The organism is uncultured Eubacterium sp. (assembly GCF_945980375.1).
In the GTDB taxonomy this organism is placed as follows: domain Bacteria; phylum Bacillota; class Clostridia; order Oscillospirales; family Acutalibacteraceae; genus Eubacterium_R.
Window position 1 is genome coordinate 1 of record NZ_CAMFQO010000022.1, and the last position, 26,922, is coordinate 26,922.

Consider the following 26,922-nt stretch of genomic DNA (forward strand, 5'->3'; position numbering starts at 1 on the left):
CGTAAGGAGTCGTCGGCAGCGTCAGATGTGTATAAGAGACAGACATATTACTGTTGATAATTAAAGACAAAATTTATTTGAGGTAACGAATAATGGTTTATATAACAGGCGACACCCACGGAGATTTGAAACTATTTAAGAATCCAAAGCTTAAAAAGCTTACAGATGACGACATATTAATTGTATGCGGTGATTTTGGGTTTCTATGGGACGGGAGCGAAAAAGAGCAAAAGGCAATTGAAGCACTGTCAAAAAAGAAATATACCATTTGTTTTGTTGACGGTGCACATGAAAATTTCGATATGCTCAATGCTTACAGACCGTACAGATTCAAAGGCGGCACAGCACACAAAATCAGCCCTAATATCTTTCATTTAATGAGGGGCGAAATATTTACATTTTGCTCAAAAACCTTCTTTTGCATGGGTGGAGGAGAAAGCGACGACATCGATATGCGTAAAGAAGGCGTAAGCTGGTGGAAGGATGAAATGCCAAACGCAGAGGAAATGAAAAACGGTGCAGAAAATCTTAAGCAGGCTGACTTTGCGGTTGACTATGTAATCACCCACGAGGCGCCGGCTATGGCAAAGGATTTCATCAGACTTCACACAAATGCAACGATGAAACAAACGCCGATAAACACGTACCTGCAGGAGCTTATGAAAAATGTTGAATACAACCATTGGTTTTTCGGCTCACTGCACATTGACCTACCGATTAGCAAAAAAATGACTGCTGTATTCAACGAAATAATAAAAATAAGGTGACAAACAAAAAAGCCATTCGCGAACGAATGGCTTTTGTTTTGTTTTGAAATTTATTCTTCTGTTGCAGGCTCTTCTGCAGGTTCTGCTACTGCATCTGTTACAGGCTCTTCAACAGCCTCTTCTACTACCTCTTCGGCAGCTTCTTCTGTTGCATCTTCTGCAACCTCTTCAGGCTTTTCAAGAAGTTCCTTGATGGAAAGAGAAACTCTCTTCTTATCAAAATCAATCTCGATAATCTTTGCCTTAACTACATCGCCAACCTTAAGAACATCCTGAGGAGTCTTAATTCTATCCCAAGAGATTTGGCTTATGTGGATAAGTCCGTCAACTGTAGGAAGAATATTTGCAAATGCACCGAATGTTGCAAATGAAACAATCTTTGCATCAACAACTGTACCTACAGGATAGTCTCTCTTAAGGATTTCCCATGGGTTATCCTCAATTTTCTTGAAGCCAAGAGAAATCTTCTTTGTTTCTTCGTCAAGTGATTTAATGGTAACCTCAACTACATCGCCAACCTTAACAGCCTCTGACGGATGCTTAATTCTTGACCATGAAAGCTCTGAAATATGTACCATACCGTCGATACCGCCAAGGTCAACAAATGCACCGTATGATGTGAGTGACTTAACAGTACCCTGAACCTTGTCGCCCTCGTGGAGAGTTGCCCAAAGTGCCTCTTGCTTTTCTTTTCTTTCGGCATCGGTAACAACCTTGATTGAGCCGACTGCTCTTCTGCGAGCAGGGTTAACATCGATAATCTTAAACTTTACAGTTGCACCGTTAAGAACCGAGAGCTCCTGATTACGCGGAACACCTGTAAGTGATGCAGGAACAAACACTCTTGTTCCCTTTGCAGACACAAGAACACCGCCGCGAATTACAGCAGATACTGTACCCTCAATGATTTCGTCTGCCTCTTTAGCGGCAACAATATCATCCCAACCCTTTACAGCGTCATACAAACGCTTTGAGAGCTTGAGTACACCGTCTTGATCATCTGTTTTCATAATAACAAGCTGGATTTCGTCGCCTACTGCAACAACATCCTCGCACTTTGAGATATTATCTGATGACAAATCGTCAAATGCAACAACGCCTGTTTGCTTTCTGCCCGGTACGTCAACAAATACTTCGGTAGGAGTAATTCTTACTACTGTACCTGTGACTACCTTGCTGTTGTCTGTTTCCTTAAAAGACTCGTTAAGTAATTCTTCAAAGGATGCCTCACCATCAGCAGATGCTTTGACAGCAGGCTTCTTAGCCTTATCAGCGTTATCTGCTGTCTCCACAACTTCTTCAGTTACGGCTGAAGTTGTTTCAACTTCCTTTTCTTTAATTTCTTCGGACATGGATTTGAGTACCTCCTTGATTATTACCGAGGGTGTCGAAGCCCCCGCTGTTACACCAATTACATTGTAGCCGTCAAGGTCAAGGCTTGCAAGCTCATCGGCAGTTTCAACAAGAAACGTCGGACAATTTGCATTCCCTGTGTCTCGAAGCTTACAGGTATTTGATGAATGACGCCCCCCGACAACTATCATTGCATCGGATTTTTTTGAAAGCTCCTCTGCCTCGTTCTGTCTGTCAGACGTCGCATTACATATTGTATCAAATATTTTACAATTTGTACATAGTTTTTCAAATATTTTTTTGCATTTTTTTTGCTCATTTAGCGAAAAAGTTGTTTGTGCAACACAAATAACTTTATTTTTTTGTATAAATTCGTTGTTTTGTATAATTTTTAGCAGTTCATCCTCATTCTTAAAAACAAATGACGGACCCTTGCAATAGGATTTTATTCCCAAAACCTCCGGATGATTTTTGTCGCCGGCTATCAAAACAACGGTGTTTTCATCCTGTTCACTGACAATCCTATGTATTTTTGTAACGAACGGACAGGTAGCATTTACATACTCTACTCCCCTTTGAGCGAGAGTATCGAGCACTTCCTTTTCTACACCGTGGGTACGCACAACAACAGTGTAGCCGTCAGGTGCTTCGTCAACAGTATTGATAATTTTTACACTCTTACTTTCCAAATCCGCTACAAGCTGTGCATTATGTATTATCGGACCGAGGGTGCAAACCTTAACGCCCTTTTCCACAAGCTCATATACAAGATTGACTGCTCTGTCAACGCCAAAGCAAAAGCCTGCTGTTTTTGCAAGAATAACCTGCCTGCTCACTTAACCTCAGCCTCCCAAAGCTCTTTTATTCTATCCATAACCATACCGGCAGCATTTGATATATCCGTTCTGCCGAAATCCTCTTTACCGAAATTCATATCCTCAGGGGTAATAATTTTTCCGTAGGACACAGTCACCTTCTTGCCTGGCTTGATAGGACCGTTACAGCAAATTGCAACAGGAAGGATGTTTGCATTTGTTGCCTTGGCAATGATAGCAACTCCTGCCTTTGCCTTTTGGGGCTTACCGCCCTTATCCTTAACTCTTCTGCCCTCCGGACAGATAGCCATTACGTGCCCCTCCTCAATAATCTTTTCGCCGTATTCAATGGCAGATGTGTCGCCTTTGCCGCGACGAACGGGAAATGACTGCATATGAGTTAAAAACCAAGCAGACAAAGGATTTTTGAAAAGCTCTGCCTTACCCATAAAGTGAAGAGTCGGCACCTGCTTAGGTGCGGCAACCAAAACCGGGTCAAGCGCAAAGGTGTGATTTATTGCTACAATATACCTTGTGCCCTTTGGCGGAATATTTTCAAGCCCTTTGTATTCCACTTTGAAAACAAGCTTTATCAACGGCTTAAACACTGTCTTTACAAAATTATACAGCTTATATTCTCTCACTGTTGAGTAATCAAATTCTCTCATTTAATTCTCTCCTTAATAATGTTGATAATAAGTTGGATAGACTCCTCAAGATTAAGCTTTGAGGTATCTGCCATAACTGAATCCTCGCTTGGCTTGAGAGGGGCAATCTCACGGTGAGAGTCCTGGTAATCACGCTGATTAACATCTGCCAAAACATCCTCAAGGGTTACATCCTCGCCCTTTTCCATAAGCTCCTTGTATCTTCTTTGAGCCCTGCATTCAGGAGATGCAAAAAGAAAAATCTTCACATCAGCATTAGGCAAAACAACCGTTGCAATGTCCCTGCCATCCATTATTACGTTATTCTTTTGGGCAATATCGCGTTGAAGATTGAGCAGAAATTCTCTGACCTGCGGAATAGCGGAAACCTTGCTTGCTCCCATAGAAATTTCGGGTGTGCGAATATATGCAGATACATCATCACCGTTAAGATACACTGCCTGCACTCCGTCAACATACTTTAATTCTACATTTGTATCAGTAAGCATATCGATGATTTTTTGAGTGTCATCAATAACGCCTTTGGTAACGGCATTGTATGCGATGGCGCGATACAAAGCACCTGTGTCTACATAAATAAATCCAAGCTCCTTTGCAGCAGCCTTTGCGATAGTGCTTTTGCCTGCACCGGCAGGTCCGTCAATAGCAACATTAAACATATAATAAACCTCTCTTAAATATTCATTCCGCACAGATAGCCTGTTGAAAAAGCCACCTGCAAATTAAATCCACCTGTATAGGCGTCAACATCAATAACCTCTCCTGCAAAATAGAGATTATCAATTATTTTTGACTGCATTGTTTTAGGGTTAATTTCCTTAACATCAACACCACCCGAGGTAACAATAGCCTCGTTAATAGGTCGAAAATCACTGATATTGATTGTAAAGTTCTTCAACAGTGAAACAAGCCCTTGTCTTTGCTCCTTGGTAATTTGATTTACCTTTTGCGACGGTTCAATACCCGAAAGCTTTACAACAACCGGAATAAGCTTATTGGGCAAGAGCCTTGACAACGAGTTTATGAAATCCTTATTTGTATTTTCCTGAAAATCACGCTGAATACGCCTATCAAGAGCTGTATAATCAAGAGCAGGCTTTAGGTCAACTGCAATTTTGTATTTATGACTGCTTGGGTGTGTCATATGTGATGAAGCGGACAAAATTACGGGACCGCTTACACCGTAATGAGTAAAGAGCATTTCACCGAAAGCGGAATAAATCTCCTTTTCACCGTCAAGCAACCTAACAGCTACATTGCGAAGCGAAAGACCTTGAAGCTTTGGCACAAAGCCGTTTGATGCAACAAGCGACACAAGTGCGGGCTCAATATCCGTAATGTGATGCCCAACACTTTGTGCAAGCCGATAGCCGTCACCCGTTGAACCTGTTGACTGATAGCTCATACCGCCTGTACATACAGCAAAGGCGTCGCCGTAGACCATTGTGCCGTCTGCAAGCCTGACGGCCTTAATAGTATCATTCTCAACAACAAATGAATCAACAGTTCCCTCAAGAAACGTTACACCGCTGTTTTTTGCATTTTTAACAAGTGCATCAACAATATCCACCGCCTTATCAGACTCAGGAAACACCCGGTTGCCGCGCTCTATTTTAGTTTTTACTCCCATCTCCTCGATAAGCGCTATTGTATCATACGGCATAAAAGCTGAAAATGCAGAGTACATAAACCTTGGATTTGTAACAACATTTGAAATCAAATCGTCCAAATCAAAGCAGGCATTTGTTACATTACATCTGCCCTTGCCTGTTATCATAACCTTACGCGCCGGGCGAGAGTTTTTTTCTATAATTGTGACATCCAAGCCACGCTTTGCAGCAGTGGCACCGGCAATCAAGCCCGATGCTCCTGCGCCGATTACAATTACTTTTTTCATAAAGATGATTATAAATTATTATTCTGCTTCTGTCAATCTTTCGGACAGCTCCTCCCACTCGGTATAAAGAATGTCGCGAAGCTGATTCTTTCTGTCGAGCTTTGCCGTTAATTCCAAAAGCTCTTCATAATCGGAGGTTGCAAGCCTTGAGCTGATATCTTCAATTTCAAGCTCAACCTTTTCTATTTCCTCCTCGCATTTTGCAAGGCGATTTTTCATTTTAAGAAGCTGTGAACGACGCTCCTTTTTCAAAAGATACTCATTTGCCTTTTTTACGGTTTCCTTTTTCTCACTAACCGTTTGAGCAGTCATTCTGCTTTTACGTTCAACATATTCGTCATAGTTGCCGAGATATTCGTTAATCCCGTCGGGTGTAAGCTCTAAAATTCGGGTTGCAAGCTTATTAACAAAATATCTGTCGTGGGACACAATAAGCATAGTGCCCGAATAATTAAGCAATGTATTTTCAAGCTCCTCCCTTGAAAATGCATCAAGGTGATTTGTAGGCTCGTCAAGAAGAAGAAAATTAAATCTTCCGAGCATTAGCTTAAGCAGTGCTATTCTTGCACGTTCACCGCCGGAGCAATCGGACAGGCTTTTATAAACCTCGTCACCCTTAAATAAGAACGCGGCAAGAGCAGACCTCACGGATGTTTCCGTCATAGCAGGAAACGACGACCAAACCTCCTCGATAGCGGTTTTTGACAAGTCAAGCTTTGCCTGAACCTGATCAAAATAGCCTGTAAATACATTTGAGCCAAGCTTAAACGTTCCGTCATCCTGAATATAATCCCTCATCAAAATCTTAAGCAATGTGGTTTTTCCGCATCCGTTATCGCCGAGTAAAAATACTCTGTCGCCCTTTTTAACCTCAAAGCTTACATTGGAAAAAATTACTCTGTCCCCAAATGCTTTTTTAAGATTGCTGACAGACAAAACATCATCACCGCTAACACATTTAGGTGTAAAATCAAAGCGTATTCGCTGAACTCTGCTGTCGGGAACAACGAGCTGTGCCTTAATTCTTTCAATAACCTTTTCCTTACTTTCGGCGGTTTTGATATTCTTTTCCCTGTTCCACTGCCTTTGTTGTTCGATAATTCCTTCAAGGCGGGCAATTTCTTTCATATCATTTTCATATTTTTCTTCTATTGCCTTTTGTTCTGCCTCTTTCTTTACAAGAAATTCCGAATAATTACCTGTATATGAACGGCATTTTTTATTTTCTATCTCAACGGTTTTTGTAGTGATTTTGTCAAGAAAGTATCTGTCGTGAGATACAATAAGACACGCGCCAGAAAAATCCTTAAGAAAGCCCTCAAGCCACTCAACAGCCTTGATGTCAAGATGGTTTGTAGGCTCATCGAGCAAAAGAAAATCTGCCCTTGAAAGCAAAAGCTTTGCAAGAATAAGCTTGGACCTTTGACCTCCCGAAAGTGACGAGGTGGGCATATTGAAATCATCCTCATCAAAGCCGAGACCTATTAGTGCAGAACGTGTCATACTTTTGTATGTTAGTCCGCCGTCGCGGGTAAAGGCTGTATTTAACCTATCCTGCTCATCAATAAGCTCTGCCTGATTATCTGCACCTTTTGACAAAAGATCGGCAATTTGCTCAAGTCTTTTTTCAATTTCGATAAGCTCATCAAAAACTGAAACAAGCTCGTCCCATACAGTTTTGTTTTCACTGCATGTATGCTGTTCCATATATCCGAGTCTTGTGTTTTTTGAAATAAAGCAAGCGCCCTCATCAGCAGTATATTCACCTGTAATTATTTTGAAAAGAGATGTCTTACCTGCACCGTTACAGCCGATAAGACCTACCTTTTCCTTTTCCTTAATATCAAACGAAACATTGTTAAAAAGAGTGTTTTCGCCAAATGACAATGTTAGGTTTTGAACATCTAAAACAGCCATAATAACTCCGTTAATAAATACTATTTAATTATTTTACAACAAAACCGCTTGAATGTGAAGAGTAATTTTGATATTATAATAAAAAGAAATGAGGTTAAACTATGGAAATATTAAAGCTTAACCCTGTATTTAAGGATTATATATGGGGCGGAAACAGACTGCACGATGATTACGGATTTGAAACAGGCTTTGACAAAACAGCAGAGGGATGGATGCTTGCCTGTCACAAGGACGGTATGAACACCGTTGACGGCGGTGAATACGACGGAGTGGCCTTGCAGGATGTTCTTGACGAGGTTGGATTAACAAATATGCTTGGAAGCAACACACAGAAATATCCTTATTTTCCTATTTTAATAAAGCTTATTGACGCTTACGACAATCTTTCTATTCAGGTACACCCTGATGACAAATATGCAAGAGAGGTTGAAAATGAATTCGGCAAAACAGAAATGTGGTATGTATTGGATGCACTTGACGATGCAACACTAATCTACGGCTTCAAGGAAGAAATTACAAGTGAAGAATTTCAAAGGGCTATTGAGGATAACACATTACTTGACAAGCTGAATGTTGTTAATGTTAAAAAAGGCGACACCTTTTTTATCGAAGCGGGTACTGTACATGCAATCGGCAAGGGTGCCATGATTGCGGAAATTCAGCAAAATTCAAACTGCACATACAGGGTATACGATTACGGCAGAGTGGGTGCCGACGGCAAGCCGAGAGAGCTGCACATCAAAAAGGCTGTTGATGTTTCCAAAACCGTTCCTCCAACTCATGACATAAAGCCTATGGGAGAAACCGTAAAAAAGAACGGCTATGATGAGCAATTAATTACAAAATGTGATTTATTTAACGTAAAACGCTTTGAGGTTAAGGAAGTCGTTGAGCTTTCAACAAGCGAGGAATCCTTTATGCACATACTTGTTATTAACGGTGAAGGCACCGTAAATTCAAGACCTGCCAAAAAGGGCGACAGTTTTCTTGTTCCTGCAAATTATGAAAAATTTGCAATAAAAGGCAATATTGAATTTTTGTCAACAACAATTTAATTTTATGAATAACAAGGCTCCTTTTGGTTAATAATAAATCCAAAAGGAGTTGTTTTTATGAAAATAGTAGATAGGATTGCATTGATTTTAACAATCATCGGCGGAATCAACTGGGGATTGATTGGAATATTCAAGTTTGATTTGGTTGCTTGGATTTTCGGCGGTCAGACAGCGGTAATGTCAAGAATTGTGTATACTCTTGTCTGCCTTGCGGCAATTTGGTGCATCAGTCTTTTATTCCGCAACACAGCAATGCTTGAAGATTAAAATAAAAAACCTGCATTATGGAGTGTCCTAAATGCAGGTTTTTGTTATTTAGATTATAGGAGGCCGTCCCAGGTGTCAACCTCTTTTGCCTTCATTTCCTCTTCGTCAAACCAATGCTGTGTTACAGACTTGCTTTCCGTAAAGAATCTGTAAGCATCCTTGCCAAGACAGTGAAGGTCGCCAAAGAATGACTGCTTGTGACCGCTGAACGGGATGAAGCCGACAGGTACAGGAATTCCTACATTGATGCCAACCTGTCCGCCGTCTGTATATCTTGCAAACTGACGAGCATAATATCCGCTTTGAGTGTAGATAACAGAGCCGTTAGCATATGGGTTGTTATTCATAAGCTCAAGACCCTCATCAAAATCCTTAACTCTCTTGATACAAAGAACGGGACCGAATACCTCATCACGACCGATTGTCATATCCTCGGTAACGTTATCAAATACTGTAGGGCCTACGAAATAGCCGTTCTTACATTCTGCAGGAAGCTGGGGATTACGTCCGTCAACAACAAGTGTTGCACCCTCATTGATGCCCTTTTCAATATCTGCAAGAACTTCCTTGTAATGCTTTTCATATGTAATAGGGCCGAGACGGGTTCCCTTATCCCAAGCAAGACCGCAGTTAACATCGGCAATTTGCTTTTTAAGCTCTGCAACAAACTTGTCTGCAATGCTATCCTGTACAACACAGCACGAAAGAGCCATACATCTCTGTCCGCCACAACCGAATGCAGAGTTAATTACACCGGCAACTGTTCTTTCCAGAGCACAGTCCTCAAGAACAAGAGCATGGTTTTTAGCCTGACAAAGAGCCTGACATCTTTTGCCTGAAGCAGCTGCTCTTTGATAAATCTTCAGTCCGACAGGAGTTGAGCCTACAAATGTGATACCCTTAACATCAGGGTGGTCAAGGATTGTATTAATCTCATTTCTTGAACAGGTAACGATGTTTACAACACCCTTTGGAATACCTGCCTCTACATAAAGCTCTGCAATACGCATTGCAGTTCTTGGGGTAAGTGACGCAGCCTTAAGAACGATAGTGTTACCGCATGCTACACATACAGGAACCATCCATCCAAAAGGAATCATTGCCGGGAAGTTTACGGGAACGATACCTGCAAACACACCCATAGCCTCACGATATTTAACTGTATCAAAGCCTGTTGATGCGTCCATAAGGCTTTCGCCCATCATAAGTGACGGTGCCTGTGTTGCAAGCTCTGTACCCTCAATAGCCTTGCCTACATCACCTGCTGCCTCCGACCAGGTTTTTCCGTTTTCCTCACAAACAAGCATTGTGAGCTCGTCCATATGCTCATTAAGAAGCTCGCGAACCTTATACAATACTGCTGCTCTTTTACGAGCAGGAGTATTCTTCCATGCAGGATAAGCAGCCTTGGCAGCCTCAATAGCCTCAAGCACCTCATCATTCGTACAGCAAGGAGCCTGTCCTGTAACCTCGCCTGTTGACGGGTTATGAAGGTCATACCAAACCTCTGCCTTTGAGTCCTTAAACTCATTATTTACAAAATACTTTAATCTTTCCATGCTAAACCCCTTTTATATTTTTGACTATATCATTTATATAATATCAACAATACAGCAATATGTCAAAGAAAAATTTATACCTCGTGTACCTTGAGCATATTTGTTGTGCCGGAAATGCCAAGCGGTATACCTGCAGTAATAACGGCAAGATCGCCCTGTCGCAAAACACCTGCGTTTTTTGAAACCTCAACTGCGTGGTTAAAAAGCTCATCTGTATTATTCTTAGTTTCACACATAACGGGCATTACACCCCACGAAAGCACAAGCTGACGGTATACTCTTTCATCGGTGGTTGCACCGACGATTTGTGTATACGGTCTGAACTTTGAAATCATACGGGCAGTCGTTCCGCTTTTTGTAACGGTAACGATTGCAACAGCATTAAGGTCATGCGCGGTTGTTACGGTTGCGTGAGATATGGCTGTTGTAACATCCTCGTTTGACGGCCTTTGGTTAAAACGAAGCTTATAATCAATATCCGCCTCGGTGGTAAGGGCAATCTTATTCATAATCTTTACCGCCTCGACAGGATGCTTACCGACAGCAGATTCGCCCGAAAGCATAATGGCCGATGTACCGTCGTAAATTGCATTTGCAACGTCGGTTATCTCTGCCCTTGTCGGTCTTGGATTTTCTATCATAGATTCAAGCATTTGGGTAGCTGTTACAACAATTTTGCCTGCCTTATAGACCTTTTCTATAATTTTCTTTTGGATGGCAGGAATTTGCTCAAACGGCACCTCAACGCCCAAATCTCCGCGGGCAACCATAATTCCGTCGGCAACATTGATAATTTCATCAATATTGTCAAGTCCCTGCCTGTTTTCTATCTTTGCAATAATCTTTGCTGTTTTCCATCCTATTGCATCAAGGTAATTACGCATTATTGTGACATCGGTGGCACTTCTGCAAAATGATGCCGCAATAAAATCAAAATCCATTTTTTTGCCGAAGCTTAAATCATTCATATCCTTTTGAGAAAGATAAGGCATATTAAGATTTACATCGGGAACATTTACGCCCTTATGGTTAGTCAACAAGCCACCGTCAACAACGGTACAGAAAATATCCTTGCCAACAACCTTTTTAACGGTTAGTGAAATAAGTCCGTCATTAATCAAAACGGTTGTACCGGGATGAACATCATTTGGAAGTCCGTCGTAGTTAATAAAGCTTTTTGTATTGTCACCCAAACATTCCTCTGTTGTTAGGGTAAAATCATCACCTGCGTTAATAACTACACCGTTTGGATCTTCAAAATCTCCAAGTCGGATTTCTGGGCCCTTTGTATCGAGCAGGGTGGCAACGGGCAAGCCTAATTCATTTCGCAGTGCAACAACTTCATTAAAGCGTTGTTCATGCTGTTCATACTCGCCGTGACTGAAATTGAAGCGGGCAACATTCATACCCGCCTGCATCATTTGTCTTAATACATCCGCATCGTCGGTTGCAGGACCTACGGTGCAGATGATTTTTGTTTTTCTCATCATAATAATAAAACTTCCTTATTTGCCGCAATTTTTTTTTGAACATAGGGTAACGGTAATAAACCGTGGTTAGGATTATTACCGTTACCCTATTGTAGCACAAACAGATAAAAATGCAACATAATTATTTTATTAAATCTTTAATTACCTCTGCGCCTATTATCAAGCCAACAACCGACGGTACAAACGATACGGAGCCGGGTGTTGAACGCCTTGATGAATTTTCGTCTTTATCGGGTAGATTTTGATTATTCTGCGGTGCAATGGCAGGCTCCTTTGAATAAACAACCTTTAGGTGATTTATCCCCCTTTTACGAAGCTCTACCCTCATAACCTTGGCAAGCGGGCACACAGAGGTTTTGCTGATGTCGGCAACCTCAAACATTGTTGGGTCAAGCTTATTGCCTGCACCCATAGAGGATATTATAGGTGTACCGCTTTGCTTTGCCTGCATTACAAGCTCAATTTTGCCTTTAACGGTATCAATGGCGTCAACTACATAATCGTACTGTGAAAAATCAAACATATGTGATGTTTCGGGCAAATAAAAACACCTGTGCTTATTTACAACGCAATTAGGGTTAATTGATTTTATTCTTTTTTCGGCAGCATCAACCTTAGGCATACCAAGGGTATCATATGTTGCAATAATCTGACGATTGATATTTGAAAGAACGACCTCGTCATCATCAATCAAATCTATTGTGCCCACACCGCTTCTGGCAAGTGCCTCAACCGTGTAGCCGCCGACACCGCCGACACCAAACACGGCTACTCTTGAATTCTTTAATTTTTCCATAGCATCTGCACCGAGCAGAAGCTCTGTTCTTGAAAATTGATTTTGCATATCAGTATTGCCTATAATCCAATCCAAATTTATTAAATACAGCCTTGCCGAGTTCTACCTCCTCGTAGGAAATATTATTAATATTCTCCACCTCGGATTTAATATTATTAATTTTTTTCTTTGATGCAAACAAAAGAGAAAACACCCTTGCAATCCACAAAAAAGGAAGAAGAAACGGCAATCTATGCTTGATATTAAACCTGCGATACAGCTGGGTTGCAGACGGAAAAATTCTATCCCTGATGTATTTTTTTCTGTCTACTCTGCCATAGAGAGATTCGTTTTTCATAACATTAAGGACATCCCTGTTGTGCATAAAGCCGTAAGCGGAATTATCAATAATATATTTTTGAAGAAGGTCGGTTGAGCCGTCATCATCGGCATTGCCAAACCAAATACCTGCAATCCTTACAAGCTGTTGATTAAAATCGTTAAGCCCTGCCGTGAGCAAGCGTGAATTAAGCCTAAAGCGTTCCTCATCGGTAAAGCTTTTCCACATAACATACACGTCGGCAATGCTTTTTACACCGATACCCTTTGAAAACATATTTTTTGCAAAATGACCGATATTAAAATAATACAAGTCCAAATCCGACATTTTGTACACACCGTTGTTATCGGTGGGTAAAAGTGTGCTCCAGTCAACAACAAAATGCTCATAAAACGCATGATTATTATGCATAAATTCGAAATGAATTTCTACATAAATATCGGAGTTAGACTCCTTTTTATAAGCATCAACCTGACCGTCATCAAGAACATCGGCAACATAACCGTTTGACAGCATAAGCGCCTTTACACGATTCCTTTCCTCTTTTGTGCCATCGGTTTTAACAAGCAAATCAATGTCGCCCATTGTTCTCATATCAGGTTGAGGATAAAGCTTTCTGATACAGCTGCCCTTAAGCGGAAGGACATCAAAGCCGTTTGATGTAAACAAATAGCACAGGCTGTCAAGCTCCATTTCCTGATACGCCGCCTGGCGAAGAAAAACACCGTAATCGGAATACCACAATGATACAAGCTCGTTATCGGGTTTATATTTAAGCTGCTCTATACTATACCACAAAAAGCCTTGCATACCGTGTCTTCTTGCAATTTGAAAAACAACATCAAACGAAACCTCAGGTGGCTTTTCCTTTGGCCTTTCACCATTCAATGCACATTTGGCAAGATGGATGAAATAGCCGTAATCTGTATTTATCTCAAACATATTACTTACTTTCTGTCAATTCATTAATAAGCATTTCGTGATGCTTTGCATCCTCGTCCCTCAAATAATATGACGGGATAAAGCAAAGCAACAATACTGCCGCACAGCCGAGGAACAGCTCCATAGGATAAACAATATCCTGGCTTTCCACTCCCCTATTTGCAAAGCTAATAATTGCCTGTGCTATGATAGGACCGATAATCATCGGCACCAAAACATACATTACTATACGACAGCCCTGGAACAAGCCCTCCTTGCCGGACGGAATATAATCTCTGTACGAAGCGGTAAACAAGCCTGCCATAACAAGATTAACCCCGATAGCAAGAGTTCCGCCGATTATCAGCAGGGCTGTTTCTGCCGTTGGATTTTTATCAACAAAAAACTTAGTGCTCCAAATCACTATACATCCGATAACACCTGCAATAATTGTAGGATAGTAAAAATTACGTTTTCCCTTTTTATCCATAATAACCGAAAGCACAACGGAAATTACAGCAGCAAGCACCATTATTATACCCACGGGGATAATATAATTTTTGATTTTCAACGTACCTTCAACAATATTAAAAAGATAGTTTATATACACCTGATAGCCTATTGATGCAATCATATATCCCGACAGACAAACATAAAGCATTTTGTTTTGCTTAATTGTTGACGGCCTGAGCGAATATGTAAAATCATTGAAAAATGAATTTGTCTTATTTGGCTTTATTCCCTTTTTGTCCTTCATCAAAAACAGACCGACAAATCCACCGACAGTTGGCATTATTCCCATAATAACAAAGAATTTTTGCCATGATTCAACGGTTGCGGTTGAATTTGTCATACTGTCAAATCCGCCGAATACAATAGCCATTGCAAAAAGAGGAATAACGGCAAGAATCGTATCTACTCTTGCACGGTTTGCGGTGTTGGTAACATCGGTAACCCATGTGTTATAAGAAGCGTCATTACTGATTGAGCCGATAACGGACATAATGCAATCCATGGAAACAACCAATATAACCATAGGCAAAACCTTGTCCGGCTCGGGCTTCATGGGGACAAGCGAAAATGCCGCAATGGTAAATCCCCACAAAACATAACCCCAACAAATAAACACCTTGCGTTTGCCTGTTCTGTCGCACAGTGCACCGCCTATCAGAGTCGACACGGTTGCAAACACCGCCGAAAATGCCACAAGCAATGTTGTGGCATACGGAGCCCTTGTAATCTCGTTTTGCATAAATCGTGAAAAATACATATTTTCTACAACCCATGCGATTTGACCGATTAAGCCGAAAAGAAGAATAGAGCTCCACGTTCTTGAAGAAAGCTTACCTATACCCTTTGTTTTTTCCATAACCTATCCCTCAAATTTTAGAATATCAAAAATATCCTCTGCGTTTTTTATTTGATAATTTACGGTATATCCGTCCTTTAGCGGTAACGATTGCGGATTAAACCAGCAGGTTTTGAAGCCCATATTATTACCGCCCTTAATATCGGAGGTTAGCGAGTCGCCAACAATGAGTATTTCGTTTGTATCGACAGACGGAATGTTAGCCAAAACGTGCTTAAAGAAATTCACCGACGGCTTTTCATACCCAACCTCATCAGATATAAAAACACCGTCAAAAATATCTGCAATACCCGACACGGCAAGCTTTTTGCGTTGCACAGCCCTCGCTCCGTTTGTTACTGCATATTGATGATAATTCTTTGACAACGCCTCAATAACAGCTTTTGCATTGCCGATAAACTCTACGCAATCGGGCAGCGAGGATTCAAACACTTCACAAAAGCTTTGTGCGTGAGCATCGTAACCCCGAACGGCAAAAAACTCCTCAAATCTGCCTACAAGTACCTGCTCCTTTGTCAGCTCACCTTGCTCAAGTCTTTGCCAATAACGCTGATTTATAGCCGAATACTGCTCTGTAATGCTATCGGTACAATTCTCTAAGCCAAAATGAGCAAATGTCTTTTTTAATGCAAGCGACTCGCTTTTTTTGAAATCAAGCAGAGTAGCATCAACATCCCACAGAATTACCTTTATCATATATCAATATCAAGCTCCACAGGGCAATGGTCACTGCCCATAACATCTGTATGAATCTTTGCGTCAACAAGCCTATCGTCAATTGATGATGAGGTAATGAAATAGTCAATTCTCCATCCTGCGTTTTTTTCTCTCGCCTTAAAGCGATATGACCACCAGGAATAAATACCCTGCATATCGGGATAAAAATATCTGAATGTATCGGTAAATCCGCTGTTCAAAAGCGCAGTCATCTTTGACCTTTCCTCGTCGGTAAATCCGGCATTTCGGCGATTGGTTTTTGGATTTTTAAGGTCAATCTCATTGTGAGCTACATTAAGGTCTCCGCAAAAGATAACAGGCTTTTTTTCGTTAAGCCCAAGCACATATTTCCTAAAGTCATCCTCCCATACCATACGGTAGTCAAGTCGCAAAAGCTCCTGCTTTGAGTTGGGAACATAGACGGTTGCAAAATAAAAGTCATCAAACTCAAGAGTGATAAGTCTGCCCTCCTTATCATGCTCCTCAATACCCATACCGTAGGTTACGGCGATAGGCTCCTTTTTTGTAAAAACAGCTGTTCCGGAATATCCCTTTTTTTCTGCATAATTCCAATAGCAATGGTATCCCTCTGGGGCAAAATCAATTTGTCCCTGCTGAAGCTTTGTTTCCTGCAGGCAGAAAATATCAGCATCAACCTCATTAAAAAAATCTTCAAATCCCTTTGTAACACAGGCACGAAGCCCGTTTACATTCCAAGAAATCATTTTCATACGCAATACCTCAATAATAAATATACCTTTATTATACATTATGAATTAAGGTATTGCAAATAATATTCTTTAATTATTAACGCGTATATGGTATAATATGGCAGGTGATGAAATGAAAAACGTAATAAGCTATGTATTATCTGCCGTTGCAACTGTATATACGCTATGGTATATGCACTTTGCCCCACCGCATAAAAACTCGGGTGCATTGTCAAAAATAGGACTTGAACACCCCGTTCTCTTTACTGTTTGGGGAGTGCTGACCTTTTGTGCGTTAGCCTTTGCAACAGTAATTGCTTACAAAAAGTATTTAAGCACCAAGGTATATATTCCGTTACTTACATTATCGGGTATAGGAATGTTTCTTACACTTACAAACGATTTTGATTTTGACAATAAGGCAGAGTATTACCTGCATTGTGCAGGCTCACTCACCTTTTCGGCAATAACGGGAATAACAATATTTTTGCTGTTTTTACTAAACTACAAAAAGAATTCATTATTTAAGGCGTTTACATACATTACGGCGGGTGTGCTGATTATCGATTTTATATGCCTGTTAATTTTTAAGGAAACCGGGCTGATTGAGGCATTGCCTATTTTTGCAGGATACATACTTTTGGCAACAGTAAATCTTAGGAGAGAGAAAATTGAGCTTACACGATAAACTAAAAAGCATAGAAAGCTATCCGTTTCATATGCCGGGGCACAAGAGAAACAACAAATTCGGCATTACCGCAAGTGAGATTGACATTACGGAAATTGACGGATTTGACAATCTCCACAGTCCAAACGGGGTTATTAAAGAAATCGAAGACAAGCTTGCAAAAATATACAAGGCAAGGCGTTCTTTTATCAGCGTTAACGGCTCAAGCATAGGAATACTTGCCTCTGTTTTTGCTATATGCAATGAGGGCGACACGGTAATTGTTGCACGTAACTGTCACAAAAGTGTATATAATGCCTGTATGCTGCTAAAGCTGAAGGTTGTTTTTGTTGAACCGTTATACGACCTAACAAACGGATACTACACCAAATTAGAGCAAAGCACAGTTAACCATGCAATATCACGCCATCCCGATGCAAAGGCTGTTATCATTACATCACCGACATACGAGGGCTTTATTTCTAACATTGAATGTGACATACCGTTAATTGTTGACGGGGCGCATGCGGCACATCTTGGAATTAGCTATTTTCCTAAATATCCAAAGGGCGATATTGTTATATCATCGCTTCACAAAACTCTGCCTGCGCTTACGCAAACGGGAGTTGTTAACGTATACAATCCAAAATATACAGACAGGGTTAAGCTGTATATGGATATTTTTCAAACAACATCACCAAGCTACGTGCTGATGAACAGCATTGATATTTGCACAGATTTTGTAATTAACAACAGAAATGAATTTGGAATTTTTTACGAAAAGCTATGTGATTTAAGGCTTGTCGACACAGAAAATTTGATTATTGAATATAATGATGACATATCAAAAATTGTACTGTCCTGTGCAAGCACAGACATAAGCGGTGTTCAGCTTGCCGATATATTAAGAAGCAAATACAAAATTGAGCCCGAGGCTGTATCACAAAATTACGTATTGCTAATGATGACAATCGGTGACGATGATTTTGCATTTGATTTGCTGAAAAAAGCAATAACCGAAATTGATGAGAGCCTGACATACTCGCCTGCCGTTCCTGTAAGAAAGCCACCTACTTTTGACGGCGAAGGTGTTATTTCAATCAGCGATTACAGTGAGCTTACCGACATTGAAAGGTGTGTAGGTAAAAGGTCTAACGAATTTATTTATGCTTATCCGCCCGACATTCCGATATTATCACCAAACGAGATAATAAGCCAAAGCACCATTGACTACATTAAGTGTGCTTTGAAAAATGGAGTAAATATTATTTCGGACAGCGGTGAACTTCCCAATAAAATATTGACAAAGCAAACGGAATAATTTATAATAAGTCCGTAATAAAAATATACGAGGTGTTCTTATGAAGAGAATTAATACTTTAAGCTCAAGAAATCTTTGCGAATCTGCCAAGAAGGGTGGCTGCGGTGAGTGCCAGACATCTTGCCAATCAGCATCAAAGACCTCTTGCTCAGTAGCAAACCAAAAGTGCGAGCAGCTTAAGAAGTAATTAAAACAGACTTACGGTAGCTAATGCTACCGTTTTTCTATGTATAAAAGGAAAAAAATATATGATACACGCTTACAAAATGAATGGGTACAATATCATACTTGACCAAAACAGCGGATGCGTACACAGCGTTGATGAGGTGGCGTATGACATCATTACGCGATACGAAACAGATACCAAGGACGAAATAAAGAAATACATACTTGATAAATACGGCGACCGAGAGGACGTTACCGAGGCTGACATCGAGGAATGCTTTGATGACATTGAAAGCCTTATTGCAGACGGCAGACTGTTTTCAGAGGACACCTTTGAGGCAACTGCTAATGAATTCAAAAAGCGTCAAGGCGTTATTAAGGCAATATGTCTGCATGTTGCGCACGGATGCAACCTAAACTGTGAATACTGCTTTGCGGGCAAGGGCGAATACGGCGGTGCAGACAAAGGCTTAATGAGCCTTGAGGTCGGCAAAAAGGCTCTTGATTTTTTGATTGAACAAAGCGGAACAAGAAAGAATTTAGAGGTCGATTTCTTCGGCGGTGAGCCTCTGCTTAATTGGGATGTATGCAAGGAGCTTGTTAAATACGGCAGAGAGCAGGAAAAGAAGCACAACAAGAATTTTCGTTTTACACTGACCACAAACGGTGTTCTTGTTGATGATGAGGTAATTGATTTTTGCAACAGAGAAATGAGCAATGTTGTTCTTTCGCTCGACGGCAGAAAGAATGTTCACGACAACCTGCGAAAAACTCCTAACGGCAAAGGAAGCTACGATATTATCATTGACAAATTCAAAAAATTTGCCGACAGCAGAAATCAGGCAGATTACTATATGAGAGGTACATACACGCACTTTAATACAGACTTTTCAAAGGATTTGTTACATATGGCAGACCTTGGTTTTAAGGAATTGTCCGTAGAACCGGTTGTGTGTGACCCCAAGGAGCCTTGGGCATTAACAGACAGTGACCTGCCTATACTCAAGGAGCAGTATCAAATTTTGGCAAACGAAATGCTGAAAAGATACAGAAACGGCAACGGCTTTACATTTTATCACTATATGATAGACCTTAACCACGGACCCTGCATTGTAAAAAGAGTAAGCGGTTGCGGTGTGGGTACCGAATATATGGCGGTAACCCCGAGCGGAGACCTATTCCCCTGTCACCAATTTGTCGGTGACGAGAGCTTTAAGCTTGGCAATATCTATGACGGAATAACAAATCCGCAGGTGCTCGAACAGTTTAAGCAATGCAATGTATATTCGCACAAGGAATGTAAGGACTGCTTTGCAAAGCTATATTGCAGCGGTGGATGCGCGGCAAACGCCTACCACACAACAGGCAGTGTAAACGGTGTTTATGAATTTGGCTGCGAGCTGCACAGAAAGCGTATTGAATGTGCAATAATGCTCAAGGTTGCAGAGGCAGAAGAAAACCTTAAAATTGAATATTAAACCGTTCATATTAAAAATATCCTTATAGCAACCAAAGCTATAAGGATATTTTATTTACCGATCCTTCCTGAATATATCAAGCATATGCTGTGAAAAGCCCACTAAATCCTCACGCTCGCAAATTGTAGATAAGAATTTTAAGTATTCTTCAAACTCCCGTTTATTAAGTAGGTTTAATTTATCATTGTAAAAATATGACAGCATATCAACGCCGACAAAGTGTAGTCTTGTAACAGGATAATTCTTCATAAGCTCGTCAATCTCAGGCTTTCGATAAAGCTCAAATATTTCATCCGGAGTTGAAACCGTATGATAATTTTCATCAATCAATCCGCTGTCGAGATATGATAAAATCCTCTTTTTGTAAAACATTTTATAAACACAAGTATCGCTATTGCAATATGATGAATAAATAATTCCACCCTTTTTGGCAACTCTGATTGCCTCACTGATAGCCTTGTTCTTATCTTCATCGTTGAACAAATGATACATAGGACCGAGAAGCAAAACAATATCAAAATTATCACTATCAATAAATGATAAGTCGCAGGCGTTACCCTCGTATATCTTGATATTGTGCTTTGGATTAACCTTATTCTTCATAATTTCAATATTGTGAGTAACAAGCTCAACAGCAGTTACATCATAACCCAAATCCGCAAGAGTAATTGAATACCTGCCCGTACCTGCACCGATTTCAAGTATCTTTGAATTTGGTTTAAGATATTTTTCAATATATCTCATTGTTGTTATGTATTCAGGCGATCTGTTTTTCTTTTTAAGTCTGCCTTCTTCATCGTAATTGTTGTAAAAATCAATTATCTCTTTCATTATTCTAACCTCGTTTCTAATACTATTCTTTGTGTTTTATCTCCTTAATTTATACCATAAAAGAATTTTTTTATTTCATTGGATGCCGGATAGTTTAATTCATTTATTTTTTTAATTACACTTTTTGAATCGTATTTTGACTCTTTTGTTTCTATATTTACATATCCGTCTGTTATTTCCAAAATACCGTATCGAGCAATAATCCTATCATTTGCAGGGCAACCTAACGAGCCAACATTGATATATAATTTGTCTGTGTTGCAAATATTTTTGCTATGGTTGTGACCGTAAATGATAATATCGGCATCAACGGATGAAAACAGTTTTTCTATATTATTTCCAAATGAATTGTATTTGTTCTCATCATTCATTGCATAGTGCGTAATAAATATCTTTTTACCCTCAATTTCAAGTTCTCTGCTGTATGGTAAACTCTTTAGAAATTCAATAGAACTATTTGATAACTGCCTATGCTCCCATTTGTGATGCTTAATTTCCTCAAAGTCCATATGTTCTTCATTTGGTACTTCATTTGGCATACCCTCAAGCAAATATCTTTCGTGATTACCCATAACTGCTATTAAGTTTTTTATTTTAATCATTCTTTGTACAGTTTCATTGGGATATGGACCTATTCCAATAATATCTCCACAGCAAATTATATAATCGCAAGAATTTTCAATTTCATTTAATACAGATTCCAATGCAATCAAATTATTATGTATATCTGTAATTATTCCTATTTTCATAATTTTTCTCCTCTAATAATAGGTAAAAAATAACTGCTGACAAACTTTAGTGTTCGTCAGCAGTTTAGTTTATGATATAAAATAATCTAATCCTACCTTTGAACACAACCCAAATAAGCCCAAGCATAATACTTAGACTGATGTGGCTGTGCAAAGCTATTCACTTTTGCAATTAGATTAGTCATAATAATTACCTCGTTTTGCTTATATTATCACTATTGAAATATTTTGTCAACAAGGATCATTAATCGTCATCGTCGGAGGAGAGGCGTAAAACGGCCATAAAGGCCTCCTGTGGCACCTCAACAGAGCCGAACTGTCGCATACGCTTTTTGCCCTCCTTTTGTTTTTCAAGAAGCTTTTTCTTACGGGTAACATCACCGCCGTAGCACTTTGCAAGGACATCCTTACGAAGAGCCTTTACGGTTTCTCTTGCAATAACCTTACCGCCGATTGCAACCTGAATAGGAATTTCAAACAAATGACGGGGAATATATTTTTTGAGCTGTTCGGCAATTTTTCTTGCCCTTGAATACGCCTTTTCCTTATGGATAATAAACGAGAGAGCATCGATAACATCACCGTTAAGAAGAACGTCCACCTTAACAAGCTCTGACCGTCTGTAATCCTTCATCTCGTAATCAAACGAAGCATAGCCCCTTGTTCTTGATTTGAGGGCATCGAAGAAATCATAAATTATCTCATTAAGCGGAAGTTCATAATGAATATCCACTCTGTCGGGAGTGATATAATTCATATTTTTGAATATACCCCTTTTATCCTGGCACATATCCATTACTGTGCCTACAAATTCGCTCGGCACGTAAATGTGAGCATCTGCAAACGGCTCCTCGCAATAATCAATATATGCAGGGTCGGGATAATTTGTAGGATTATCAATTTCTACCATCGAGCCGTCAGTGAGGTGAATTTTGTACACAACAGACGGAACGGTAGCAATAAGGTCAAGATTATATTCTCTGTCAAGCCTTTCCTGAATAATCTCAAGATGAAGCAAGCCTAAAAATCCGCATCTAAATCCAAAGCCGAGAGCACCCGATGTTTCAGGCTCATAGGAAAGGGATGCGTCGTTAAGCTGTAGCTTTTCAAGAGCATCGCGAAGTGCCTCGTAATCGGCACCGTCAGCAGGATAAAGACCGCAATAAACCATAGGATTTACATGTCTGTATCCCGGCAATGCCTCATCGGCAGGATTATCGGCAGTTGTAACAGTGTCACCAACGTGTGCATCGCCTACCGTTTTGATTGAAGCAGTGATATATCCAACCTCACCGGCAGTAAGCTCCTTTGCCTTTTCCATAGAGGTGGCACGCATATAGCCAACCTCTACAACGGTGAACTCCGCACCGGTAGACATAATACGCATCGTATCGCCTGCCTTGATTTTACCCTCCTTGATTCTTACATACACAATAACACCGCGATAGCTATCGTACACAGAATCGAAAATCAAGGCTTTAAGAGGCTTATCATCATCACCGTCAGGTGATGAAATCTCGCTTACAATGTATTCGAGCACCTCTTCTACATTTTCACCTGTTTTGGCAGAAATACGAGGAGCATCCATACAAGGAATACCAACAATATCCTCTACCTCCTGTGCCACTCTTTCGGGGTCGGCGGCAGGCAGGTCAATCTTATTGATTACAGGCAAAATATCCAAATCGTGATCAAGTGCCAAATAGGTGTTTGCAAGTGTTTGAGCCTCAACACCCTGCGATGCATCAACAATGAGTATTGCACCCTCGCATGCCGCAAGCGAACGCGAAACCTCATAATTAAAGTCCACATGCCCCGGTGTGTCAATCAGGTTAAACACATATTCTTCACCGTTTTTTGCTGTATAATTCAGTTTTACCGCATGAGCTTTAATAGTAATTCCACGCTCACGCTCCAATTCCATATCATCAAGAATTTGCTCCTGCATATCTCTTTTTTGTACCGAAGATGTAAGCTCGAGCAACCTGTCGGCAAGGGTTGACTTGCCATGATCAATATGGGCAATTATCGAAAAATTTCTTATATTTTTTTTATTAACCGACAAATAATTGTCCTCCGTTAATTTTTTGAATTATTAATCATATCAATTTCCTGCTTGGTTTTTTTGAAATTGAAGGCAGCCTTAATCAGTCTGTACACATACATTGCAGGCAACAGATACCTATGCTTTTCAAGCACTCGGTAATCGGCAATCATCTTTTTCTTTGGCGGAAAAAGACGATGAAGCTTATATTTTGCAAGCACCTTTGCATCAATATCGTTGCCATTTGCAAGGGATGATAGCTGTGCCTTAACAGCATTATCCTGCGTTCCGAAAATACCAAAGGTCAAAAATGTATCAAGCAATGCAGACTGAGCCTCGTTAAGTTCCTTTTCCTCGAACATTGCAAAGGCAAGCTCCTTGGTATTTCTTTCAAAGTCTTTGATACCGTATTCATTAAGCTTTTTATCAATCCATTGCCAATCTAAATTATCATTTTCTGCTTTAAGCATTAAATAAGTATCTGCAAGAAAGCGTATTCCGCATCCGCCGAAATTATAATGCTTGTACATATGGCACACAGAATGAAGATACAGATTGTTTATATCCATATGATACAAAAACTCATTATCGTCATCCGGAGTTGCAAGCTCCCAAAGATTATCAAACCTTGGGTTAAAGTTTGACTCCTCAAAAAACAGGGTACGGTGAAATTCAAAAACAAGCTTTGGCTCCTTTTTGTAATCATCCGAATTTTCACCGCTGCTGAAATTTTTATATCCACGTTCAGACATAATACGCGCAACGGTGTCTCTGTAATTTGTGTCGTACAAAACATCAATATCGCCCATTTGGCGCATTATTTCCTTTGGATAATAACCTTTAAGAATACTGCCCTTGAGCGGCATATAGCGAATTTTGTTTTCTATAAGTTCGTCAAAAATCGCATTTCTTTCGCCCGAAAGCATAAGTGCCTGCTTAACGTAATTCATATAGTAATTACGAAAGCTTTGCATATGCTCACTCGGCACACCGTCAACCTCAGACAAAACAGAATAAATTGTACTGAAAACCTGGTGCTTAAAAGAAAGCTTAAGAAGCCTTGAATAATCAATACCGTCCCAATACTCTGCCTGCTTTTCATTAATGGCGCAGGACAGAAGATGAATTAGGTATCTTGCTTCCCTGTTGTTTTCTGTCATGTTACTTCTCCAAAACTCCGAAGCCCTCAAGTGTTGTGATAAATTCCTTTACATCTGCCTCAATCTCTTCCTTTGGGGCATCGTATCTTTCTGCCATTGCAGAAACGATGCTGTCAACTGTTTGCTCCTTTTGCAAAAGATTGAAAATGTAGTTTGCAGTTTCGTTATTATTGATGATACCTGAAAGTTCATTGCTGAGCTTGCCTGTTGCAATTGCAAAATCCTGTCCGTCAATATTGCCGAGAACTATACCTTTTTTTAATTTCATATCTATCTGCTCCTTAAAAATAATTAATTAACCTTTTCAATAATCTTTTGTGCAACGAACACACCGCTTGCCGATGCGTGAGAAAGCGAATGTGTAACACCCGAGCCGTCGCCTATAACGTACAAGCCCTTATGAACGGTCTCGAGATTTTCATCAAGCTCTACCTCCATATTGTAAAACTTTACCTCTACACCGTAAAGCAATGTATCCGGATTTGCGGTACCCGGAGCAATCTTATCAAGAGCATAAATCATCTCGATAATACCGTCCAAAATTCTCTTTGGCAACACGAGTGACAAATCACCCGGAGTTGCGGCAAGAGTAGGAATTACAGTGCCCTCCTCGATACGCTTTGGATTGCTTCGTCTGCCGGAAACAAGGTCGCCGAAGCGTTGAACAATTACACCGCCTCCAAGCATATTGGAAAGCCTTGCAATGCTCTCGCCGTAGCCGTTACTATCCTTAAACGGCTCTGAAAAATGCTTTGATACAAGCAATGCAAAGTTTGTGTTTTCCGTTTGCTTTTCAGGGTCCTCATAGCTGTGACCGTTAACGGTTACAATGCCGTTTGTATTTTCATTAACAACGCTGCCCTTTGGATTCATACAGAAGGTACGAACGGAATCCTCATAATTCTTCGTTCTGTAAACAATCTTGCTTTCGTAAAGCTCATCTGTAAGATGAGAAAAAATAACCGCAGGAAGTTCAACACGAACGCCGATGTCAACACGGTTTGAATGAGTGTTTATTCCAAGGCTGTCACAAACACCCTCCATCCACTTACTACCGCTTCTGCCAACGGAAATTATGCAGTTTTTACAGGTGAATTCACCCTTTTTGCACTTAACCTTAAAGCCGTCGTCGAGCTTTTCTACACCGTCTATGTGAGTGTTAAAATTCCACTGAACCTTGTCCTTAAGCTCGTTATAAAGATTTTCAAGAACAACATAATTTATATCTGTACCGAGATGTCTGACAGATGCGTCAAGAAGATTAAGCTGATTTTGGATACAGATTTTTTTGAAATGTGAGCCTGCAGTTGTATAAAGCTTACATTCCTCGCCGCCGTGGCTTACATTAATATCGTCAACATATTTCATAAGGTCGATAGCCTTTTTCTTGCCGATATACTCATAAAGGGTACCGCCAAAGCTGTTGGTAATATTATATTTACCGTCGGAGAAGGCACCGGCACCGCCGAAGCCACTCATAATTGCACATGTTTTGCAATGGATACAGGATTTTACCTTATCTCCGTCAATGGGGCACCTTCTTTTTGCAAGCTCATTGCCCGCCTCAAAAACCGCAATTTTAAGGTTTGGTTTTTTGTTGATAAGCTCGTAGGCAGAAAAAATACCGCCCGGTCCTGCACCGATAATTATTACATCATAATCCTTTTTAGTCATTTGTTTACCTCTCATTGAAAAAATATAACACTTCCATTGAAATGAGGGGAAGCTGGCTCATTTTGGGTTAGGGTAACGGTAATAATCCGAACCACGGTTTTTCGTGGCAGATTTGCCCTTACTCTTCGTTAAAATACTCGTTAATCCGAAAGGATTAACTGTGTTTTGTGCCTTGATTAAGACCAAATCTGCACACGATAAACTGCAAAGCAT

At 40.3% G+C, this 26,922-nt stretch carries 25 protein-coding genes; 7 read left to right on the plus strand and 18 right to left on the minus strand.

What is annotated here, in order from left to right:
• The first annotated feature begins 92 nt into the window (after positions 1-92).
• The gene (locus tag Q0P34_RS06455) at positions 93-767 is read left to right on the plus strand and encodes a metallophosphoesterase (RefSeq protein WP_294954528.1); all 675 of its coding nucleotides are present in this window, start codon (positions 93-95) and stop codon (positions 765-767) included.
• Positions 768-817: 50 nt separating this feature from the next.
• Here the strand turns inward: Q0P34_RS06455 and Q0P34_RS06460 are convergent, their stop codons facing one another.
• Genes Q0P34_RS06460 through Q0P34_RS06480 form a run of 5 tightly spaced genes read right to left on the minus strand, consistent with a single transcriptional unit; the run spans position 818 to position 7,417 of the window.
• The gene (locus Q0P34_RS06460) at positions 818-2,956 is read right to left on the minus strand and encodes a bifunctional 4-hydroxy-3-methylbut-2-enyl diphosphate reductase/30S ribosomal protein S1 (protein WP_294954531.1); all 2,139 of its coding nucleotides are present in this window, start codon (positions 2,954-2,956) and stop codon (positions 818-820) included.
• Positions 2,953-3,603 carry a lysophospholipid acyltransferase family protein gene (locus Q0P34_RS06465; RefSeq protein ID WP_294954533.1) on the minus strand — a complete coding sequence of 217 codons (651 nt, stop codon included), beginning with the start codon at positions 3,601-3,603 and terminating at the stop codon, positions 2,953-2,955. The genes Q0P34_RS06460 and Q0P34_RS06465 overlap by 4 nt, the downstream gene beginning before the upstream one ends.
• Positions 3,600-4,262, minus strand: a complete 663-nt coding sequence (cmk, locus tag Q0P34_RS06470) for a (d)CMP kinase (RefSeq protein WP_294954535.1) — start codon at positions 4,260-4,262, stop codon at positions 3,600-3,602. Before cmk ends, Q0P34_RS06465 begins: the two co-directional genes overlap by 4 nt.
• A gap of 14 nt (positions 4,263-4,276) precedes the next feature.
• On the minus strand, positions 4,277-5,500 hold the full coding sequence (locus tag Q0P34_RS06475; RefSeq protein ID WP_294954538.1) for an NAD(P)/FAD-dependent oxidoreductase: 1,224 nt from the start codon (positions 5,498-5,500) through the stop codon (positions 4,277-4,279).
• Positions 5,501-5,518: 18 nt separating this feature from the next.
• Positions 5,519-7,417, minus strand: a complete 1,899-nt coding sequence (locus Q0P34_RS06480) for an ABC-F family ATP-binding cassette domain-containing protein (RefSeq protein ID WP_294954541.1) — start codon at positions 7,415-7,417, stop codon at positions 5,519-5,521.
• Between the two features lie 101 nt (positions 7,418-7,518).
• Between Q0P34_RS06480 and Q0P34_RS06485 the strand changes: the two genes are divergently transcribed.
• Both Q0P34_RS06485 and Q0P34_RS06490 read left to right on the plus strand, forming a co-directional pair.
• Entirely contained in the window at positions 7,519-8,472 is a 954-nt protein-coding gene (locus tag Q0P34_RS06485) for a type I phosphomannose isomerase catalytic subunit (RefSeq protein WP_294954544.1), read from the plus strand.
• 63 nt (positions 8,473-8,535) lie between these two features.
• Positions 8,536-8,739: a DUF378 domain-containing protein gene (locus tag Q0P34_RS06490; protein WP_294954593.1), complete on the plus strand. Its 204-nt coding sequence runs from the start codon at positions 8,536-8,538 to the stop codon at positions 8,737-8,739.
• A gap of 53 nt (positions 8,740-8,792) precedes the next feature.
• Here Q0P34_RS06490 and Q0P34_RS06495 read toward each other — a convergent pair whose 3' ends face one another.
• The 7 genes from Q0P34_RS06495 to Q0P34_RS06525 form a co-directional block, all read right to left on the minus strand.
• Positions 8,793-10,298, minus strand: coding sequence for a CoA-acylating methylmalonate-semialdehyde dehydrogenase (locus Q0P34_RS06495; protein ID WP_294954547.1), 1,506 nt, complete (start codon positions 10,296-10,298; stop codon positions 8,793-8,795).
• 74 nt (positions 10,299-10,372) lie between these two features.
• Positions 10,373-11,788, minus strand: a complete 1,416-nt coding sequence (pyk, locus tag Q0P34_RS06500; protein ID WP_294954550.1) for a pyruvate kinase — start codon at positions 11,786-11,788, stop codon at positions 10,373-10,375.
• A 121-nt stretch (positions 11,789-11,909) separates the two neighbouring features.
• Positions 11,910-12,632 (minus strand): tRNA threonylcarbamoyladenosine dehydratase, encoded by a 723-nt coding sequence (locus tag Q0P34_RS06505; protein WP_294954552.1) that lies wholly within the window; start codon positions 12,630-12,632, stop codon positions 11,910-11,912.
• Position 12,633: 1 nt separating this feature from the next.
• Complete coding sequence (locus tag Q0P34_RS06510) at positions 12,634-13,845, minus strand: nucleotidyltransferase family protein (RefSeq protein WP_294954554.1); 1,212 nt, start codon at positions 13,843-13,845, stop codon at positions 12,634-12,636.
• A 1-nt stretch (position 13,846) separates the two neighbouring features.
• Positions 13,847-15,193 (minus strand): MFS transporter, encoded by a 1,347-nt coding sequence (locus Q0P34_RS06515; protein WP_294954557.1) that lies wholly within the window; start codon positions 15,191-15,193, stop codon positions 13,847-13,849.
• Between the two features lie 3 nt (positions 15,194-15,196).
• The gene (locus Q0P34_RS06520; RefSeq protein WP_294954560.1) at positions 15,197-15,889 is read right to left on the minus strand and encodes a YjjG family noncanonical pyrimidine nucleotidase; all 693 of its coding nucleotides are present in this window, start codon (positions 15,887-15,889) and stop codon (positions 15,197-15,199) included.
• The gene (locus Q0P34_RS06525; RefSeq protein WP_294954564.1) at positions 15,886-16,641 is read right to left on the minus strand and encodes an exodeoxyribonuclease III; all 756 of its coding nucleotides are present in this window, start codon (positions 16,639-16,641) and stop codon (positions 15,886-15,888) included. The genes Q0P34_RS06520 and Q0P34_RS06525 overlap by 4 nt, the downstream gene beginning before the upstream one ends.
• A 97-nt stretch (positions 16,642-16,738) precedes the next feature.
• On the opposite strand from Q0P34_RS06525, the gene Q0P34_RS06530 reads away from it, so the two are divergent.
• The 4 genes from Q0P34_RS06530 to scfB all read left to right on the plus strand — a co-directional run bounded on the left by Q0P34_RS06530 (position 16,739) and on the right by scfB (position 20,251).
• Entirely contained in the window at positions 16,739-17,308 is a 570-nt protein-coding gene (locus tag Q0P34_RS06530; RefSeq protein ID WP_294954567.1) for a hypothetical protein, read from the plus strand.
• Positions 17,292-18,608, plus strand: coding sequence for a hypothetical protein (locus Q0P34_RS06535; RefSeq protein WP_294954570.1), 1,317 nt, complete (start codon positions 17,292-17,294; stop codon positions 18,606-18,608). Before Q0P34_RS06530 ends, Q0P34_RS06535 begins: the two co-directional genes overlap by 17 nt.
• Before the next feature lie 40 nt (positions 18,609-18,648).
• Complete coding sequence (scfA, locus tag Q0P34_RS06540; RefSeq protein ID WP_021951016.1) at positions 18,649-18,795, plus strand: six-cysteine ranthipeptide SCIFF; 147 nt, start codon at positions 18,649-18,651, stop codon at positions 18,793-18,795.
• A gap of 61 nt (positions 18,796-18,856) precedes the next feature.
• The gene (gene scfB, locus Q0P34_RS06545; RefSeq protein ID WP_294954573.1) at positions 18,857-20,251 is read left to right on the plus strand and encodes a thioether cross-link-forming SCIFF peptide maturase; all 1,395 of its coding nucleotides are present in this window, start codon (positions 18,857-18,859) and stop codon (positions 20,249-20,251) included.
• A 54-nt stretch (positions 20,252-20,305) separates the two neighbouring features.
• Here scfB and Q0P34_RS06550 read toward each other — a convergent pair whose 3' ends face one another.
• The 6 genes from Q0P34_RS06550 to Q0P34_RS06575 all read right to left on the minus strand — a co-directional run bounded on the left by Q0P34_RS06550 (position 20,306) and on the right by Q0P34_RS06575 (position 26,709).
• Positions 20,306-21,082: a class I SAM-dependent methyltransferase gene (locus Q0P34_RS06550; RefSeq protein ID WP_294954576.1), complete on the minus strand. Its 777-nt coding sequence runs from the start codon at positions 21,080-21,082 to the stop codon at positions 20,306-20,308.
• A 44-nt stretch (positions 21,083-21,126) separates the two neighbouring features.
• Positions 21,127-21,831: a metallophosphoesterase family protein gene (locus Q0P34_RS06555; RefSeq protein WP_294954579.1), complete on the minus strand. Its 705-nt coding sequence runs from the start codon at positions 21,829-21,831 to the stop codon at positions 21,127-21,129.
• A gap of 244 nt (positions 21,832-22,075) precedes the next feature.
• Positions 22,076-23,896, minus strand: a complete 1,821-nt coding sequence (gene lepA / locus Q0P34_RS06560; protein ID WP_294954582.1) for a translation elongation factor 4 — start codon at positions 23,894-23,896, stop codon at positions 22,076-22,078.
• A gap of 14 nt (positions 23,897-23,910) precedes the next feature.
• Positions 23,911-25,035: a nucleotidyltransferase family protein gene (locus Q0P34_RS06565; RefSeq protein ID WP_294954585.1), complete on the minus strand. Its 1,125-nt coding sequence runs from the start codon at positions 25,033-25,035 to the stop codon at positions 23,911-23,913.
• Position 25,036: 1 nt separating this feature from the next.
• The gene (locus Q0P34_RS06570) at positions 25,037-25,303 is read right to left on the minus strand and encodes a PqqD family protein (protein ID WP_294954588.1); all 267 of its coding nucleotides are present in this window, start codon (positions 25,301-25,303) and stop codon (positions 25,037-25,039) included.
• Between the two features lie 23 nt (positions 25,304-25,326).
• Entirely contained in the window at positions 25,327-26,709 is a 1,383-nt protein-coding gene (locus Q0P34_RS06575) for an FAD-dependent protein (RefSeq protein ID WP_294954591.1), read from the minus strand.
• Positions 26,710-26,922: the final 213 nt, after the last annotated feature.